This is a genomic window from Rhizobium sp. P1_E1 (genome assembly GCF_056406015.1).
Genome location: NZ_JBFUAY010000057.1, coordinates 1 through 15,916 on the forward strand (window position 1 = coordinate 1; position 15,916 = coordinate 15,916).

Sequence of the window (15,916 nt, forward strand, 5' to 3'; positions counted from 1 at the left end):
GCGCGCTGCCGTGCTCTTCCGGATAGCTGAGGATCCTTTCACGCCKGCGGAAGCGATAGCGCAGGACATGGAAGAGGAAGACCGGGATGCCKATGACATAACGGCGCCAGAGGCGCGCCGGCTCCTGCAGCAGGCGATAGGCCCATTCCAGGCGCATCATCCGCACCGTCCTCGGCGCGCGTGGGACGGCGCCTGAGACGAAGTCGAAGAGAGCGCCCACCGTCAACACCAGACGCGCATGATCGGTGCGAATATGATCGTGAACCCACTTCTCCTGCAGCGGCGTCCCCATGCCAACGATCAGGATATCGACCTTCTGGCGCTCGAGCTCCTCGATGACATCAGTGGGATCGACCTTGTCGAAGTAACCGTCGGAAACGACGACGAATTCGTGCCAGGGCGTGTGCCTGCGGAAATTTTCCGCCGCCGCCTCGACGACCGAACGCTTGCCGCCGATGAGGCCGATGCGGCGCGGGGCCTCCATGAAAGTCAGGAAGGCCGGCACGAAATCGGTGCCGTTGAGATTGGCCGGAAACGGCGAACCATGGGCGATCTGCGATGCGATGTTGAGGCCGATGCCATCCGGCAGCACCAGATTGTGCGACATGATCCGGTAATATTCGTCGTCGCGCAGCGTGGTCAGCATGTTATGGGCGTTGACGAAACAAACCACGGTCTGGCCGACGGGAATGGAGGCCAGCTCGTTGATGAAAACGAGGGCGTCGTCCCAGCCGAGATCGCAGACCGGCAGATCGAAGATCGTCCGCCGCGATGCGAGCACCGCGAAGTTTGCAATCAGATTCATTCCTACCTCCTGCCGAGGGTGCTGCATGCGCCCGACATCCCGGAAAACAAGCCCATATTTCCGCACCGGAGGTCTCGAAAGGACCGGTCGCGTCCCGCCGGGACGCGTCGCTCCGAATCCCGGATAAGCGGCGCATGCCAAGCTGTGACACCTGATATAACAGGACGGCTTCAAACAACCCTTAGGAAAATTCCTTGAATTTCCATGCTCGCATAAGTGGTTTATTAACCACGCGCGCCAACGACAAACGGCGCCATCAGGCGCCGTTTGTCGTCAATGATGTGATGGTCCTTAGTGGGCCGCTGGCGCCGGGGCTTCACCGGCCGGTACGGTCTCGACGATCTTGACGGGTGTGCCGACCTTCTTCGGCTGACCGGCGGAGCTTTCCTTGACCTCTTCCTTGGAGAGATAGTCGAGCTGCTCCAGCATCACGTCGGCGACGTATTCGCCACCCAAACGCTCGTTCATGCCCTTCTTGATCTCCTCGCGGAAGGCGTTCGGATCGAAGGATTTGATGTGGGCGATATCGACCATCTTGTTGCCGACGAGCAGGCTGAAAAGCTCGTCCGTCGTCATCTCGCTCAGCGGCAATGTCACGCCTTTCAGCATGTCCTTGTTCATCATGAACGAAACGCGGCCGAGGAAGTAACCGGTGATCGCACCGTTACCGATGATCGGTACCGTGATCGTTTCGCCCTTCACCAGTTCGAGCGCGTTCTGCTTGGAATCCGTTGCCGCCGGCGCCGGCGCGGTCGCCAGGTACACCGAGAAATAGACCGATGCCAAGGTGATGGCGCAAACCCAGACACCGGTGAGGACGAGCTTGATCATCAGTTTCCACGCGCGGCGAATTGTTCCTGGGAATAGGTGCCGTCGGCATCGGCGTCCTGAACTGCGTTCTTCAGGAGGTCGGCCACGGCGCGAACCGCTTCGAGATGCGCCTCGACGCGACGGGCATTGAGAACCAGTTTCTTCTTCAGGCCGTGCAGCTGATCGAGATGGGCAGCGGCAAGCTCGGCCGGATCGGTGTCGCGGAAAAGCATCGACAGCTCGTAGAGGCAGCGGCTCTTATGCGCATTGGAGACCTTGAGATCGAACTGCGGATCGTTGCCGATCCGGGTGTTCTCATTGTCGATGATCATTTCGAGGCGTCCGAGAACGGATTTGATCCTGTATTCGTTCGAAACTATTTCCATTGTACCCCCGGTTATGCGTCGCTTAGAGCATGATGCCGTGCGCGGTTTTCGGACGACATCATGCTCTAACTATTTAATTGAGAACAAGATTCAGATTTTAGGCCAACGGGCCTAAAGTCATCCTGTTCTATCGGACTTGGCTTCGGCGGTCGGCGTGCCAAAAGTCTTGCGCTGGAAGTCATCGATCATGCTGAGCGCGGTGTTGCGGTCATCGTCATCGGTCGAGGCATTGACGATCTTGCCTTCCTGCCGGCGCAACTGCTCGCTGTACATCTGCTTGGCAATACCGATGCCGTCACCCTTGGCCATGGTGTTGCCGAGCTGTTCGGCCATCATGCCTTTCCAGATATCGCCGGTCGCGCCCTTGCCGTAGACATCTTCGCTTTCGCTCGGCAGCATGGACTTGACGAAATTCTGCAAGACCATGGCTTCGAACTTCCGGTAGCTTTCCGGAACTTCCTCGGCCTTGGTGCGGTTCTGGATGTTGGCGAGGCCGCTCTTCTGGCCGATATGGTCGAGAACGTCGACCGTATTGGAGAAGCCCTTGCCATTCTCGGCGAGACTCGTTGCGGCAAAGGCCGCACGATTTGCCTTCAACTTTTCCTGGGCCGCCTGAACCTCCATGGGGTCGGCAGCTTTGACAACGTCCAGGACCAGATCACTGGGGGGCGAAATAGCCACGTTACAATCCTCTGAATTTATGATCGTAACGACTATGGTTTTTGAAGCTTGCTGGAGGCTGGCGTTGCGAATTGCTGGTCGATGACATCGTAGACGGCGTTGTCATCGGCCTCGCGGCGCTCGGCGTCGAGGGCTTCCTGCATGCCCTCTTCAAAGCGGTCGCCCTTGGCGCGCTCGCGCGCCAGCCGCATCTCGTGGATCTGCTGCATGCCGGTCAGTTGCTGGTCCTTGATGCTGAGCCTGCCGAATCGGTCGGCGTAATTCTGCGAGAATGCGTGGTGGACGGGGTCCATCGAGCCGAGCGCGATGATGACGTCGTCCATCGCCGCGTTGACCTCGACACGCTGACGGCTGGTTTCGGCCAGGTCGTTCTCGGCCATTCGTTCGATATGCCGCTGCACCGAGAGCAGTCGCTTGAGCTTCTGGGAGCGCTTCTTTTCGATCATATCAGCCTCATCGCCCGATATAAATCGAGCCGAAGGACTGGCCGAACTGGCTGAGCAACGCCGCAATCGAGAAATAGATCAGGAAGAGCCCGCCCATCAGCAGATAGGGCGTGGAAATGAAGTAGACCGGGATCTGCGGCGCCAGCTTGTTGATGAAACCGATCGAGACGTTGAAGATCATGCCGTAGATCAAAAACGGGCTCGACAGCCGCAGCATGATGTAGGTGGTCTGCTCCAGCGTGTCGGTGAAGGAGATCAGCGTCGCGCGCATCTGCATCAGGCCGCCGAAAGGCATGGTCGTGTAGGAATCGATCAGCGCGCGGAAGACGATGTGATGAAAATCCATGATGAAGAGAATCATGATGCCGGCAAAGGTAATGAAGCCGGAAAGGCTGGTCTCCGGCGTGTCTTCGAGGATATCGGCGGAACCCGGCTGAGTGTAGCCGACCATCATCGCGATGATCGTCGCGGCGAATTGCATGCCGATCGTGTAGATCCTCGCCAGCATGCCGTACATCACGCCGATCAGCGATTCGCTGAAGATCAGTCCGATATAGGTTCCCGAACTTGTGTGAACGGCCGGGTAGACAGTGTCCCAGAGCAGCGGCATGACAGCGATCGAGAGCGCGCCGGCGATGAAGACGCGCAGCTGTTCGGGCACGCGCGCCGAGGAAAAACCCGGAAGAGCCAGCACACAGCCACCGATCCGGCAGAAAACCAGAAACAGCGCGAGAACGGTCCCTTGCGGGTCTGTTATCATGAAATAGAGCCCAAAATCTTTATCTCGATGCCCTTGGCCAGTTCCACATGCGACAGGACCGGGAGCGTGGCGAACAGCCGTTCGATGATCATGCGCACATAGGAGCGTGTTTCAGGCGACGTGACAAGGGCGAATGGCAGGCCGCGATCCATGAACTCACGGATAACTTTGGTGGCCTGCTCGCTGAACTCTTCCAGGCTGCGCGGATCGATGTCGAATTCGATCACCTCGCCCTTGGCGTCGCGCTTCAGCGCCTGGTGGAAAGCCAGATCCCATTTGCTGCCCAGCCGCAGGACGCGCAGCACGCCGTTGTCGGCCAGGTCGCCGCAGAGCTGCTGGGCCATGCGGATGCGGACATGCTCGACGATCTGCTCGGTCTTCCTGACATGTGGGGCGAGCTCGGCCACCGCTTCGAGGATGAGATGCAGGTTGCGGATCGAGACGCGCTCGGCAAGCAGCAGCTTGAGCACCGCCTGCAGGCCCGAATAGGACATGTGCGACGAGCAGATCTCGTCGGCAAGCTTCTTGTATTCGGGATCGAGCCGATCGATCAGCACCTTCACGTCCTTGTAGGACAGAAGCTGCGGCAGGTTGTTGCGGATGACCTCGCTCATATGGGTCAGCACGACGGAGACGTTGTCGATCGGCTGGAAGCCCTCGCGTTTCAGATCGTCGGCGAAGTTTTCGAGGATCGAGACGGCAGGCATACCGAAAGCGGGTTCACGGATTTCATCGCCGGGAATGCTCGGCCGGCGGCCGGCGCCGGTCACGACGAGGACTTCGCCGACGCGAAGCAGGTTGGAGGCGACCGTCGTGCCGTGGATGCGGATCTGATAGGACTTCTCGGCGATGGCGATATCGTCGGTCACCTTGATCTCGGGTACGACGAAACCGTATTGCGTGGCGAACTTCTTGCGCATCTTGCCGACACGGAAGGCGAGCTCCTGATGGGCGCCGAGCAGGCGCGTCGAGACCATCTTGCCGAGTGCGAGCTCGATCTCCGAGGTGCGCAGCACCGACTTGACCGAATCCTTTTCCAGCTCCTTGTTCTGGACGACCTTCTTTTCTTCCTGCTCGCGGCGAAGCTTGTTTTCAGCTTCGACCTGACGCGGGATGAACCAGGCGCCGAAAGCGAGAAGACCGCCGAGGACCACGAAGGGGACAAACGGCAGGCCCGGCATCAGGGCCAGGACGAACATCAATACGGCCGAGACGGAAAGCGCGCGGGGATAACCGCTCAACTGGTTGACGACCGCCTGGTCGGTGGAGCCGACGGTGCCGCCGCGAGAGACAAGAAGGCCGGCGGCGAGCGAAACGATCAGGGCGGGCATCTGCGAAACGAGGCCGTCGCCTACGGAGAGCTTGACGAAGACGTCGGCCGCTTCGCCGATCGGCATGCCGTGGCGGAAGTAGCCGATGATGATGCCGCCGAAGACGTTGATGCAGGTAATGATGAGGCCGGCGACGGCATCGCCGCGCACGAACTTCGACGCACCGTCCATCGCGCCGAAGAAGGAGCTTTCTTCCTCGAGTTCCTTGCGCCGGCGCTGGGCTTCCTTTTCGTCGATAATGCCGGCCGAAAGGTCGGCGTCGATCGACATCTGCTTGCCGGGGATGGCATCCAGGGTGAAACGCGCGCCGACTTCGGCGATACGCGTGGCGCCCTTGGTGATGACGATGAAGTTGATGGTGATGAGGATCAGGAAGACGATCAGACCGATGACGAAGTCGCCGGACATCACCAGGCTTGCGAAACCGGCGATGACGCCGCCCGCTGCTTCATGGCCTTCATTGCCGTGGGACAGGATGACGCGTGTCGTCGCGATGTTCAGCGCCAGCCGGGTCATCGTCGCGATCAGCAGAATGGTCGGGAAAGACGAGAAATCGAGCGGTTTCTGGATCCACAGCGAGACCATCAGGATCAGCACCGAGAAGGCGATCGAGAAGGCCAGTCCCATATCGATCAGGAACGGCGGAATCGGCAGGAAGAGAATGCAGATGATGCCGATGATGCCAAGGGCAAAACCGACATCGCGCAGGCTCGGGGCGACTTTTGGAAGGGGGAGTGCAGGTGGTTGCGCCATGACGATTCCGTCTCTTCATGAGAGGAGGCGGACATGCGGCCCGCCCAATTCGGATCGAGAGTTAAATGGCGAAGCTTGCGCGAAGGTGGCTCAGAGCGGTTCTACGCAATCCCGGACGCAAAACCGCTGCGCACTTTTGCTGGAATTGCTCTAGAAGCCGGATTGGATGCGCGAGAAGACCAGATTGGTGAAAATGGAGATCTGCGAGCCGGCGAAAGGTGCGGTGACGCCGACCGTGATCAGCACGGCGACGATCTTCGGTACGAAGGTCAGCGTTGCTTCCTGCACCTGGGTCAGCGCCTGGATCAAGGCAATGATGAGACCCACTGCCATCGCGACGATGACGGCGGGACCCGCGGCAATCAGGACGGTCCAGATCGCCGCCTGGAACAGATCCAATGCATCAGCTTCATTCATCCGAAGGCAACCTCATATCGCCTTGAAGCAGCCCCGCCGCGGCCGGACCACCATTGGTTGGTATCACTCGACGCATGGGCCGCTAAGGCACGCTGCGCTGTCGTATCAGGTATCGCTGCTAGGAGCCTTGTCGGCAACAGTGATTCCCGCCTGCACCAGTATATTACCGCCAGCCGTGGTCGTCGCTATGATTCCGTCGGAATAAACCTTGACGGATTCGATGGTGCCTTTGACGGTGCCGTCGGCGCTTTCCATGTATTTGCCGACGTAGCTGCTGGCCTGGGTGAGGCTCGAGCTTGCGAGCAGCGTGTCCAGCTTTGTGTTGGTCTGGATCGTCTGTTCGACCTGCGAGAAGCTCGCCAGCTGCGACATCTGCTCGCTGGCGTCGACCGGATCCGTCGGATCCTGGTTCTTCATCTGCGCGATGAGCAGTTGAAGGAAGTTGTCGTAATTCAGCGTCGCCTTCTGCTGGGCCGAGCTCGTGGAGTTCGAAGTGCCCGTCGTGCTCACGCTCGATGTGGCATCTACCGCCATGGTGCAATCTCCCTGCGAATCTGCTCGACCATTGTCGGCGGCATTTCGTGGTTGTTGAGGATACTGTCTTCGATCGTGTACAGGCCGCGGATCGCCTTGAGCGCATCGAAGGCGCGGCCCGTCGAGACGAGCGCATCAATGCGCTTCAGTTCGGCGAGGATCTCCTCGTTCTTGAAGCAGGAGAGCAGCATGGTGATCGACTTGCGGAACATCGCCGTCGAGTGGTCCTTGCCCTCAGGGTTGATGAGGATCATCTGCGCGATGAAATAGAGCTGACGCAGGGGCGTGGTGGCGCCCTCCGGCTGAAGGACGTGGTTTTCGAGAAGGAACGTCACATCATTCAGGAATTCCAGCGCGACCTTGCGGTCGACGCGCAGGACGGCGCCGTTGATGAAGATTCTTTCTCCGGCTTTCAGAGAAATTCGAAGTGTACTTTTCATTTAAGTCCATCCCTGATGATGGTGGTAACGTCGATGATGCCCTGGTAGTTATTGGACTGACGTTTTCTGATCCTGTCACATTCCTTCAATATCCAGATCGCGATCGAGATGAGATTGGCCCTGAGCTCGATCTCCAGCTGGTTGTCGGGATGTTTCAGATCCTCGATGAAGCTGATCCACACCCGGCGTGTATAAAACAGGGCTTCAATGGCTTCGCGGCCGTATTTTTCCTTTTCGCGCGCCAACGACAGCAGGTCTATGGACCGGTCAAGAACCTGCCATTCCCGCTCTTTCGCGTCGGCCACCGAGTCCTGCATGACTTCGGCATATGAGAACTGATACATTCATGCATCCTTCTTTATTGCGCGCCTTTGCTCATCAAAGGTAGTTTACAAGACTCAACTGCTGGATCTTCGAGACGATCGTGTAAGCGGTTTCAAGCTGCGTTTCCAAAGTCTTGACGAGGGTCGAGGCTTCGTAGGGATCGACACCCTGGAGATCGACCAGCTTGTTCTTGATGATGTTCGACTGGGCGTCGAGAGCGTCGTTGGACTTCTTGACGCGCTCCTGGGAAAGGCCGAGCTGGCTTGCCTGCGTTACAAGGCCGCTGGTCGCCTTCGTCGTATAGCTGATCGCCTGCTTGGACACCGTGCTCATCGCATCGCTGCTGAGGTTCTGGCCCAACAGCGCCGAGGTCATCACCGAGGCGAGCGCGAAGTAGCGCATGCCCTCGGAATTGGCGTTGGTCGAGGATTCGATCACTTCCGAGTTGCTGATGCGGCTCGTCATGTTCTGGCTCGATGCCTGCGACCAGCCGGTCGTCGAGTTGGTCCAGGCCGCCTGATTGAACATCGGCTCTACCGTCGTGGTGATGAAGGTCTCCATTTCGGCGCCGGTGAGGTCACTGACCGCCTTCGGCGGGACAAGAGCGGCGGCGTAGGCATTCAACTGCGTGACGATGGCTGCGCTCGTCGCGGTGGTCTTGTCGGTCAGCGGCTGCACGTCGGTGTTGATGCCCGAAAACAGATATTCGCCGTTCACCATGGTATTGGCGGTGTCCATCATGGTGGACAGGGCGCTGGTGGCGGACTGGATGGCGACGGTGACGCTGCCCGGATCGTGGCTGCCCTGGAGCGCCGTCAGCTTCGAAACGAGGCCGTCGCCGACGTCCTTCATCTTGGAAAGGCCGAGCTGCGAGGATTCCATGCGTGCGGTGACAAGCGAATTGCTTGCTTTGATCGAAGCTATCCTGTCGACCTCGCGGCTGAAGTCGACGCTCCTGGCGGCGTTGCCGCCGAGCGAGACACCGATATCCGCATAGACTCCCGTCGTCGCTTCCATCGTTGCCTTCGTCATCTGGTTCTGCGCCTGACGGATCGTCAACCGCATCGCGTTCTGAATGGCCGAACTTGAAATAAATGAGCTCTTCATGGCTTAACTCGCAATATCCAGCAATGACTTCAACATTTCGTCAACGGCGTTCAGGATCTTGGTCGCCGCCTTGTAGGACTGCTCTATGTCGAGGAGCAGCGTCAGCTCCTCGTCGAGGTTGACGCCGGTCTCATTGGAATAGGCTTCGTCGGAACGCGACAGCGCCGCCGAGGTGTTTTCCGCAGCCGTCGTCGCGTTGCTGCGGTACTGCTCGAGCCAGCCGAGGGAATTCGTGGCGTATTCCATGATGCTGACGTTCGAATCGATGCCCGTCGTGGCGTCGAAACCGACCGTCGTTCCCGTTGCCGGGTCAAAATCCATGTCGGAACTCATCGCCGTATAGAGGCGATCAAGTTCAGCCGTATAACCGCTGACGCCGGTAGTATTGAGGACGAGACCGGTGGCATTGATGCCGCCATCGCGCAGGCGCATCGGGTCGCCGCCCTGCGCGGTGATCACACGGCTGCTGACGCTGATGGTCGACGCCATGCCGGCAACAGCAGTGCCGCCCGTATCGACCGTGCCACCGCTCCAGGTGAAGAGGCCGGGCACATAGGTCGGGCTGGCTGCCGTGTTCTGCTCCTTGAAGAGCGAGACCAGGCCGCGTGCAATTTCATCGAGCTGCTTCTGGAAGTTCGGGGCGATCTCGTCGCGGACCTGAAGGAGAGACTGAAGGCTCCCCTGCCCTGTCGTCGTCGATCCGCTGCCGCGCGGAAGTGCCACACCGTCGACATAAACCGAATTGCCTGTAATGGTGGCATTGTAGACATCCTGAGACTTGAACGTCACCTTGCGCGGGATCGTCTCGAAGAGGATCGTCCCGTCAGACGTGCTCAGCACCATGTCGTTGTTGTCGCGCGTCGTCGCGTTGACGCCGACGATCTGCGAAATCTGCTTGAGAGCCTTCTCGCGTTCGTCGAGGGCGCCGGATGCATCCGCACCCGAGGCTGTGGCGGTCTTCACCGCGTTATTGGCCTTCTCGAAGTCACTGAGGAGCGTATTCAGCTTATCGACGTCGGTGGCGATCTGCTTGTCGGCGGTGGCGCGGACGTCCTGAACGGATTGCGAGGCATTGTTCAGCGAGTTGGCAACGTCCTGAGCGGCGGTGATGGCGCCCTGAGCGGCGACAGTGCTGCCCGGCGTCGTGCGGAAAGCTTGAAGCTTCTGCTGGAAAACACCGAGATAGGTGGATGGCGACGTTTCGTAGTCGTTGCCACCCATGATCGACTTGAGGTCTTCGAGACCGCCGAGCAAAGCCTGCTGGGCGCTGTCCTGAGAGGATGTCTTCAGGTACTGGCGCAGCAGCGCATCTTCCTGCGCCCGGTCGATCTTGACGACCTGGGCACCATTCAAGGACGTGGTGAGCATCGCCTGCCGGCGCACGTAATCTTTGTTGCCCGCATTCGAGATATTGTTCGATACGACACTGCTCTGCGTKCCGGTATTGTTGAATATGCTCTGTGCGGTATTAAGTGCGGATGTGAGCGACATGGCTTACCCGGTACCTTGCTTATCTCTTGAGGTTGACGAGGACGTCCATAATGTCGGACCCCGTCTGGAAGACCTTGGAATTGGCGGTATAGCTGCGCTGCGATTCGATCATCTCGGTCAGCTCGCCGGCGAGGTCGACGTTCGAACCTTCGAGAGCGCCTGATTTGATAGTGCCGAGACCGTTGGTCTGCGGGAAGCCGGTGACGGTGACGCCGGACTGGCCGTTGGCGCTGTAGACGTTGCCGCTCATCAGCGTCAGCTTGTCGGGGCTCGCGACGTTGGCGAGCGGAATCCGATAGAGCGGCTTGGTGCTGCCGTCTTCATACTTGGCGTAGACGATGCCGTCGCCGTCGATCGTGACGTCCTTCACCGGGGTCGCGGCCTGGCCGTTCGGCGTACCGGTACCAGAGAAGTCGGCGCCGAGCTGCGTGAAGCCGGACAAATCCATGGCGATCGTCTGGCCGGTCACCGTATCGACGATGTTAACGGCGCCGCTCGAGGTCATCTTGCCGTTGGCGTCGAAGGTGAGCGTTCCGGTACCGACAGCGCCACCGGCGGTGTAGGGGAAGGAGGTTGTTCCGCCGACCGCCGCATTGGCGTTGCGGAACATCGCCACTTCCCAAGTGGCAGCCGTAGCGGGCGTTGCCGGCGGCGGCGTAACGACTGATTGCTTCGTGAAGTAGAAGTCGTACATCACCTTGTTGCCGAGGCGGTCATAGGCGACCATCGAGACCTTCTTGGTGTCGGTCGTCGTGGTCGCGGCGTTGGCGCTCGGCAGCGTCGCAGGAGCGACCGGAGCGATCTTGGCGTTGGAATCGAGATTGCCCTTGAAGACACCCGATGTCGAGGCGATGGCGGTCAAGCCATCCTGGTTAACGTTGACGGGAACGAGGCCATCGAAGCCGTTGACGACGACGGCAGGAGCGCCGGAGTCGTAGGAATAACCCATCAGCTGAAAGCCGGCGGCGTTGACGAGGTTGCCTTCGTCGTCCTTGGTGAAGTCGCCGGCGCGGGTCAGAACCGGCGTGCCGTCCGCACCCTGAACGATGAAGAAGCCATCGCCCGAGATAGCAAGATCGGTACCCGAAGTGGTGTAGGAAATGTCGCCCTGGTCGGAGACGGCTTGGCGGACGGAGGTCTGAACGCCGCCGGAATTGTAGTTGCCGCCCGAGGAGGGCAGAACCAGCGACGAGAAGCTCGTCGACACAGCCTTGTAACCGGTGGTGTTAACGTTGGCGATGTTGTCGGCGACGGTGCTGAGGCGGTTGGCCTGCGCGTTCATCCCCGATACTGCCGTCTTCATGCTGCCGAAAATGCTCATCTGAAAACCTCGTTTTACCTGTTATGCACGAGAGTATTTGTCGGGCCTTGCGTGAAGCTGTCTGTCATGGCGAGTTGCGAGGCCAACTTTTAGGTTCAGCCGGACGCCGCCGCCCGGCCGAGAAAATCAGGCCCAATCAATGCAGTAGCCGAGGAAGCGCTTGGAATCGACCGGATCGACGCCGAGCTTTTTGCGCAGCTTCTTGCGCAGCTTCGAGATGTGGCTTTCGACGACGTTCTCCTCGACCTCTTCATCGAAGATGCCGTAGATGGCGTTGAAAATCTGGGTCTTGGTGACCCGGCGACCGCGATTGGCGATCAAATATTCAAGGATGCGGCGCTCGCGCCGGGGAAGCGCGAAGACTTCGCCGTTGATCTCGGGGTCACGGCCATCCGAGAAGACGCGGATCCCGCCGATCTCTGTGTAATTGGTGATTGCCTTCAGCCGGCGCCGGATCGCAGCCGCCCTAGCGAGGATCTCGCGGGGATGCACCGGTTTGCGCACCACGTCGTCCACGCCGCAGTCGAACAGCGCAAGGGTGTTTTCGAGCGAGTGCTGGTCGCTGACCGCAATCACCGGCGCCATCGACCGATCCCGGATCGCCCGGGGCAGTTCGAAGTTGCGCTGGCCCTGACCGATCAGGAAGGCCTCGACTGCAGCTATATCGGAATCGGCGGCGGTCTGTACCCACTCGCCGAATTCCGCTGGATCAAAGCCGGTGGAGGGAATGCCCTCACGACCAAACAGAGATGTGTATCCATCTTTCACGAGCTCACGCTCATCAACCACTACGATCATTCGTCCGCCTCCGAATCAGTGTGGCACTTCGATGATCTATGGGTACGAATCGCACGAATCGGCGACAACTCGTTAAAGTTAATGGCAGAAACTAATAATTGATTAAGATCTGGGTAGCGATTTGATCTATATCTAGTGGGTGCACTTATTTATGCACACCAAAATTTCGTGGAAAAGTTAACGGTCCGTTAATTATGGCTTGCGCACAGGATTCACGCCGGATTCCTGCCACATTGTGACACAGTTTCGTCACAATACGCCTCTTCTATCTTTGGTTGAATCAATTTTGACAAAAGTTACTCGCATTGGGAGTCCACTTGCCGTAGCCCGTGGCGACCAGATTGGCGATGACGCGGCAGACATATTGCTTCTGTGCCGGATTGTTGTTGGGGCCGGCATGGTATCTAGCTACCGCCATCGTCCATGTCTCATGACGGTCATGCAGGTTGCGGAGGAATTTCGCAGCATATTCCACGTTGCGATGCGGGTCGAACATCTCCTCGGCGGAGCGGAAATTCTCGCCGTGAAAGTAATGGTTGATCTGCATGCAGCCGATATCGATGAGCTTCGCGCCGCTGTTGCGGGCGACATCGAACTGCCTCAACGCGTCCTGCTCCGAGGGCGGAAAGATCGCTTTGCCTTCGACGTTCATGGCATAGGGATAGAGCGAGCCCTTGCGGCCGGTTTCCGTCAGGCCGACCGAATAGAGGATGCCTTCCGGGATGCCATACTTGGCCGCTGCCGACTGGATCTCGCGCTCGCAGGCGCCGGTAGAAGCGGCCGCCTCAGAGGTAAACGCCGCCAGTGCCGCTGCTACCGCCAGCACGAGCGTCTTCAATACCCGTCTCGCCTGCGCCATTGAAGCCTCCGTCCGTCCGCTGTGCCGTCTGATTGTGGCGCTCGCGCGCCTCGCCGCCCTGCCCCTGCTGGGTGAGCGACTGCTGCTGGGAGGCCTGGCTGCCCGCCTGGTTGCCGGCGTCGGAACGCTCGACCGGCGCCATGCTGATGGTGACGTTTTCGACCGCGTAGCCCTGGCTGCGCAGAGCTTCGAGAATCTTGCCGTGATCCTCCTTCATTTGACGGTAAGCCGCCCCGGTTTCGACCTTAAGGTCGACGTTCAGTGCGTCGCCGGACAGCCGCATGGTGGCCGTCACCAGACCGAGGTCGAGCGGGTTCATCTGGATCTTCAGCGTATTGACCACCTTGCCGGTGCTCGTCCATTCCGCTGCGTTGGAGAGCGCCGAGCTTGGCTCCATGGCGCGCGCCCATTCGGAATCCCCCGAGAGAGCAGCGGTCACGGCGGCGGAATTCGAATTCTGCATCAGGCCGATATAGCGGCGCGATTCCAGCACCGAAACGTTTTCGACATCGGCTTTCTTCGAGCCATCCTTCGCTCCGGCCTGATCGGTACCGATGTGAACATCCATCGACACGCCGCGGCCATCGGCGCGGCTGATCCTGAATGTCTTGCCATCGGCGGCTTCGGCATTCTCCGCTCCGGGAACCTTGATGTCATCCGCCTTGCCGCTCTCGATGTTGCTGCTGACCGCCGCCAGGGCGTCGGACGCATGGCCGCCCATCTTGGCGTCGAGCTTCTTGTCGGCCGTTCCAGCCTCATCGACCTTGGAGACGTGATGCGCGGCTACGGCCGCCGGCAAAGTCACTGCACCATCGGCAGGTTCCTGCTTCAGCAAGCCGAGAACATCCGAAATGCCGCCGTCATCGTCATCGCTGGTCTTGTCCGTCTCGGTTTCCAATGCGTCGCCCTTGGCGTGCTTGGCGCCCTTGGCGGCCGGAGCGACCTCATCTGCGGAACGGTCCTTCGGATCGAGCTTGCCCAAGCCGAGATCGGCCGGCACTTTGACCTCAGCCTTTGCGGGTTTTGCCGCGACCTTGTCGACACTGGCGATCATTGCCGGCTGAACATCAGCCTGCGCCTTCAGCGCGGCGTCGCTAAGATCGATCAATGGCTTTGCGCTGCTGCGGCCGCGGATCGTCTGCGCCAAGTTGTCGGCGCTTCCATCGGCAACCACGCCCTGATCCGGCTGCGCATCGTCGGGCTCATCATTGGCGGTACCGCTGCTCGCCTTGGCCAGCGCGTCGGAGAAGCCGTTCTTTTGGCCGGCGGCATCGTCTTTTCCGGCCGGTCGCGCGGATTTCGCAATCGCGGCGGACTCCGCACCGGGGGCTCCGCCCGAGACGCTCATATCCATCATTGTTCGTTGCCTTCCTGCGCCAGAAGACCGTCGATCTCGTCGAGCTTGGATCGATTGGTCGTCACAAATGCGTTGAATGAGGGGTCGGTATCCTGGCTCTGGCCAGTCGATGCCACACCTCCCGGAACAGGCTCGGGAAGCGCGCCTGGCGCTTCCGATTGCGTGGCTATTGCCACAGCCTTTTCAGAAGTGATTTCTTGATGATCAGTGTTAGGGTTGGAGGCTTGCGTCAAGCTTGCCGGGTCGGGAGCGCGCAGGATCTGCTCGGCAACGGATCGCGCGGCCTCCTGCAGCGCCTGATCCCGCGGCGAAAGTGTGTTGCCGTCGATGCCGCTGACATTCTTCGCCGCCTGGTCGATATCCTCTGTGGGAAGGCCGGCCATGCCGCCATAGAAATCCGCGAGCGGACCGAAGGCATTGTCGGTGCCGGCGCCAAGCGATTGCACCCGTCCGACCGCCATGCGCGCCAGCTCCGGCTTGCCTGATATCGCGGCGGCGCGGGCGATGCGCAGATAGACCTCGCGCTGGCGCGGAGCGTCCATGAAGGAGAGGATATCGACGACGTCCTGCGGTTTCACGTCGTGATCGTGGCCGACGACGAGCGTGACGAAAAGATCGGCGAACTGGCTGGCATAGGGCGAATGCAGGAAGCGTCTGACATAACGCTGCGAATAGGCCATTCCCTTGTCGAGCATGCCCTTGTCGACGCAGATGGCTACGGAGCGGCGCAACGCCGCTTCCTCGACGATCGTACCGGGTGCTGCAAGACGCGCCTGGTCGTAGAGATCCAGCGCGTCTGTCGGTTTCGTCGCGATCAGCACGTTGCCGCCGATCAGCGCAAGGTAGGGGCCGATCTTCTTGTCGCGATATTCCCTGGCCGTCTCCTCCAGCGTCTTGGCGACAAGCAGCCCCTTGCCGCTCAGATATTTGCGCAGCACATCGGTGACGCGGTTGTCGAAATAGCCGTTGACGTCGTGGGCGATCAGATATTCGAGCGTCTGGGGATTGCCGCCGCTCATCGCGTAGATCAGCGCTGCGTCGACATTGCGGTCGTCGTCGAACGTCGAAGGATCGACAGTGCGCAACCGCTCGTCGATCGTGCCCAGCATGAAGCGCTGCATCTCGCCGGCCGAATGATCGCCGCTGACGACGGAATCCTGCACGAATTGCAGCGACCGCAGCATCTTGTACGGCGCGAGATCATCCGGATCCTGTGCATTGCCTGCTGCCGGCGAAAGCATCGCCAGGCCAAGGGCCACAAATCCGACGTAGCGATGCTGCCGACGCGCCATTCGA

General features: G+C 59.8%; 18 protein-coding genes. All 18 read right to left on the minus strand.

The genetic code is table 11. The features are described 5' to 3' along the window. A partial coding sequence (locus AC1D1Z_RS19460) for a WecB/TagA/CpsF family glycosyltransferase (protein WP_477851599.1) occupies positions 1 to 805 on the minus strand: 805 nt, incomplete at its 3' end. 291 nt (positions 806 to 1,096) lie between these two features. Then, complete coding sequence (locus AC1D1Z_RS19465; RefSeq protein ID WP_131703063.1) at positions 1,097 to 1,636, minus strand: hypothetical protein; 540 nt, start codon at positions 1,634 to 1,636, stop codon at positions 1,097 to 1,099. Next, the gene (locus AC1D1Z_RS19470) at positions 1,636 to 2,001 is read right to left on the minus strand and encodes a hypothetical protein (protein WP_003556590.1); all 366 of its coding nucleotides are present in this window, start codon (positions 1,999 to 2,001) and stop codon (positions 1,636 to 1,638) included. The genes AC1D1Z_RS19465 and AC1D1Z_RS19470 overlap by 1 nt, the downstream gene beginning before the upstream one ends. Positions 2,002 to 2,118: 117 nt before the next feature. Then, the gene (locus AC1D1Z_RS19475) at positions 2,119 to 2,682 is read right to left on the minus strand and encodes a rod-binding protein (RefSeq protein ID WP_018244835.1); all 564 of its coding nucleotides are present in this window, start codon (positions 2,680 to 2,682) and stop codon (positions 2,119 to 2,121) included. 32 nt (positions 2,683 to 2,714) lie between these two features. Then, positions 2,715 to 3,128, minus strand: coding sequence for a hypothetical protein (locus AC1D1Z_RS19480; RefSeq protein ID WP_018244834.1), 414 nt, complete (start codon positions 3,126 to 3,128; stop codon positions 2,715 to 2,717). Between the two features lie 7 nt (positions 3,129 to 3,135). Further along, positions 3,136 to 3,888: a flagellar biosynthetic protein FliR gene (fliR, locus tag AC1D1Z_RS19485; RefSeq protein WP_018244833.1), complete on the minus strand. Its 753-nt coding sequence runs from the start codon at positions 3,886 to 3,888 to the stop codon at positions 3,136 to 3,138. Beyond that, a complete protein-coding gene (gene flhA, locus AC1D1Z_RS19490) occupies positions 3,885 to 5,972 on the minus strand; it encodes a flagellar biosynthesis protein FlhA (protein ID WP_018445802.1) in 2,088 nt (695 codons plus the stop codon). Before flhA ends, fliR begins: the two co-directional genes overlap by 4 nt. Positions 5,973 to 6,122: 150 nt before the next feature. Beyond that, positions 6,123 to 6,389: a flagellar biosynthesis protein FliQ gene (gene fliQ, locus AC1D1Z_RS19495; protein WP_017967052.1), complete on the minus strand. Its 267-nt coding sequence runs from the start codon at positions 6,387 to 6,389 to the stop codon at positions 6,123 to 6,125. A 105-nt stretch (positions 6,390 to 6,494) separates the two neighbouring features. Then, positions 6,495 to 6,923: a flagellar hook assembly protein FlgD gene (gene flgD / locus AC1D1Z_RS19500; RefSeq protein WP_018244831.1), complete on the minus strand. Its 429-nt coding sequence runs from the start codon at positions 6,921 to 6,923 to the stop codon at positions 6,495 to 6,497. Continuing rightward, positions 6,914 to 7,363, minus strand: a complete 450-nt coding sequence (gene flbT, locus AC1D1Z_RS19505; protein ID WP_018244830.1) for a flagellar biosynthesis repressor FlbT — start codon at positions 7,361 to 7,363, stop codon at positions 6,914 to 6,916. Before flbT ends, flgD begins: the two co-directional genes overlap by 10 nt. Next, a complete protein-coding gene (gene flaF, locus AC1D1Z_RS19510) occupies positions 7,360 to 7,707 on the minus strand; it encodes a flagellar biosynthesis regulator FlaF (RefSeq protein WP_003545562.1) in 348 nt (115 codons plus the stop codon). The genes flbT and flaF overlap by 4 nt, the downstream gene beginning before the upstream one ends. Positions 7,708 to 7,741: 34 nt before the next feature. Continuing rightward, positions 7,742 to 8,794, minus strand: coding sequence for a flagellar hook-associated family protein (locus AC1D1Z_RS19515; protein ID WP_131647260.1), 1,053 nt, complete (start codon positions 8,792 to 8,794; stop codon positions 7,742 to 7,744). 3 nt (positions 8,795 to 8,797) lie between these two features. Continuing rightward, the gene (gene flgK, locus AC1D1Z_RS19520; protein WP_018445803.1) at positions 8,798 to 10,285 is read right to left on the minus strand and encodes a flagellar hook-associated protein FlgK; all 1,488 of its coding nucleotides are present in this window, start codon (positions 10,283 to 10,285) and stop codon (positions 8,798 to 8,800) included. Between the two features lie 19 nt (positions 10,286 to 10,304). Continuing rightward, a complete protein-coding gene (locus tag AC1D1Z_RS19525; protein ID WP_018072584.1) occupies positions 10,305 to 11,606 on the minus strand; it encodes a flagellar hook protein FlgE in 1,302 nt (433 codons plus the stop codon). Positions 11,607 to 11,732: 126 nt separating this feature from the next. Beyond that, positions 11,733 to 12,404, minus strand: coding sequence for a transcriptional activator Rem (rem, locus tag AC1D1Z_RS19530; RefSeq protein ID WP_003545558.1), 672 nt, complete (start codon positions 12,402 to 12,404; stop codon positions 11,733 to 11,735). A gap of 280 nt (positions 12,405 to 12,684) precedes the next feature. Next, complete coding sequence (locus AC1D1Z_RS19535; RefSeq protein WP_018244826.1) at positions 12,685 to 13,242, minus strand: transglycosylase SLT domain-containing protein; 558 nt, start codon at positions 13,240 to 13,242, stop codon at positions 12,685 to 12,687. Continuing rightward, positions 13,190 to 14,620 carry a flagellar hook-length control protein FliK gene (fliK, locus tag AC1D1Z_RS19540; protein ID WP_131703065.1) on the minus strand — a complete coding sequence of 477 codons (1,431 nt, stop codon included), beginning with the start codon at positions 14,618 to 14,620 and terminating at the stop codon, positions 13,190 to 13,192. Before fliK ends, AC1D1Z_RS19535 begins: the two co-directional genes overlap by 53 nt. Then, complete coding sequence (gene motC / locus AC1D1Z_RS19545) at positions 14,617 to 15,912, minus strand: chemotaxis protein MotC (protein WP_130728887.1); 1,296 nt, start codon at positions 15,910 to 15,912, stop codon at positions 14,617 to 14,619. Before motC ends, fliK begins: the two co-directional genes overlap by 4 nt. Positions 15,913 to 15,916: the final 4 nt, after the last annotated feature.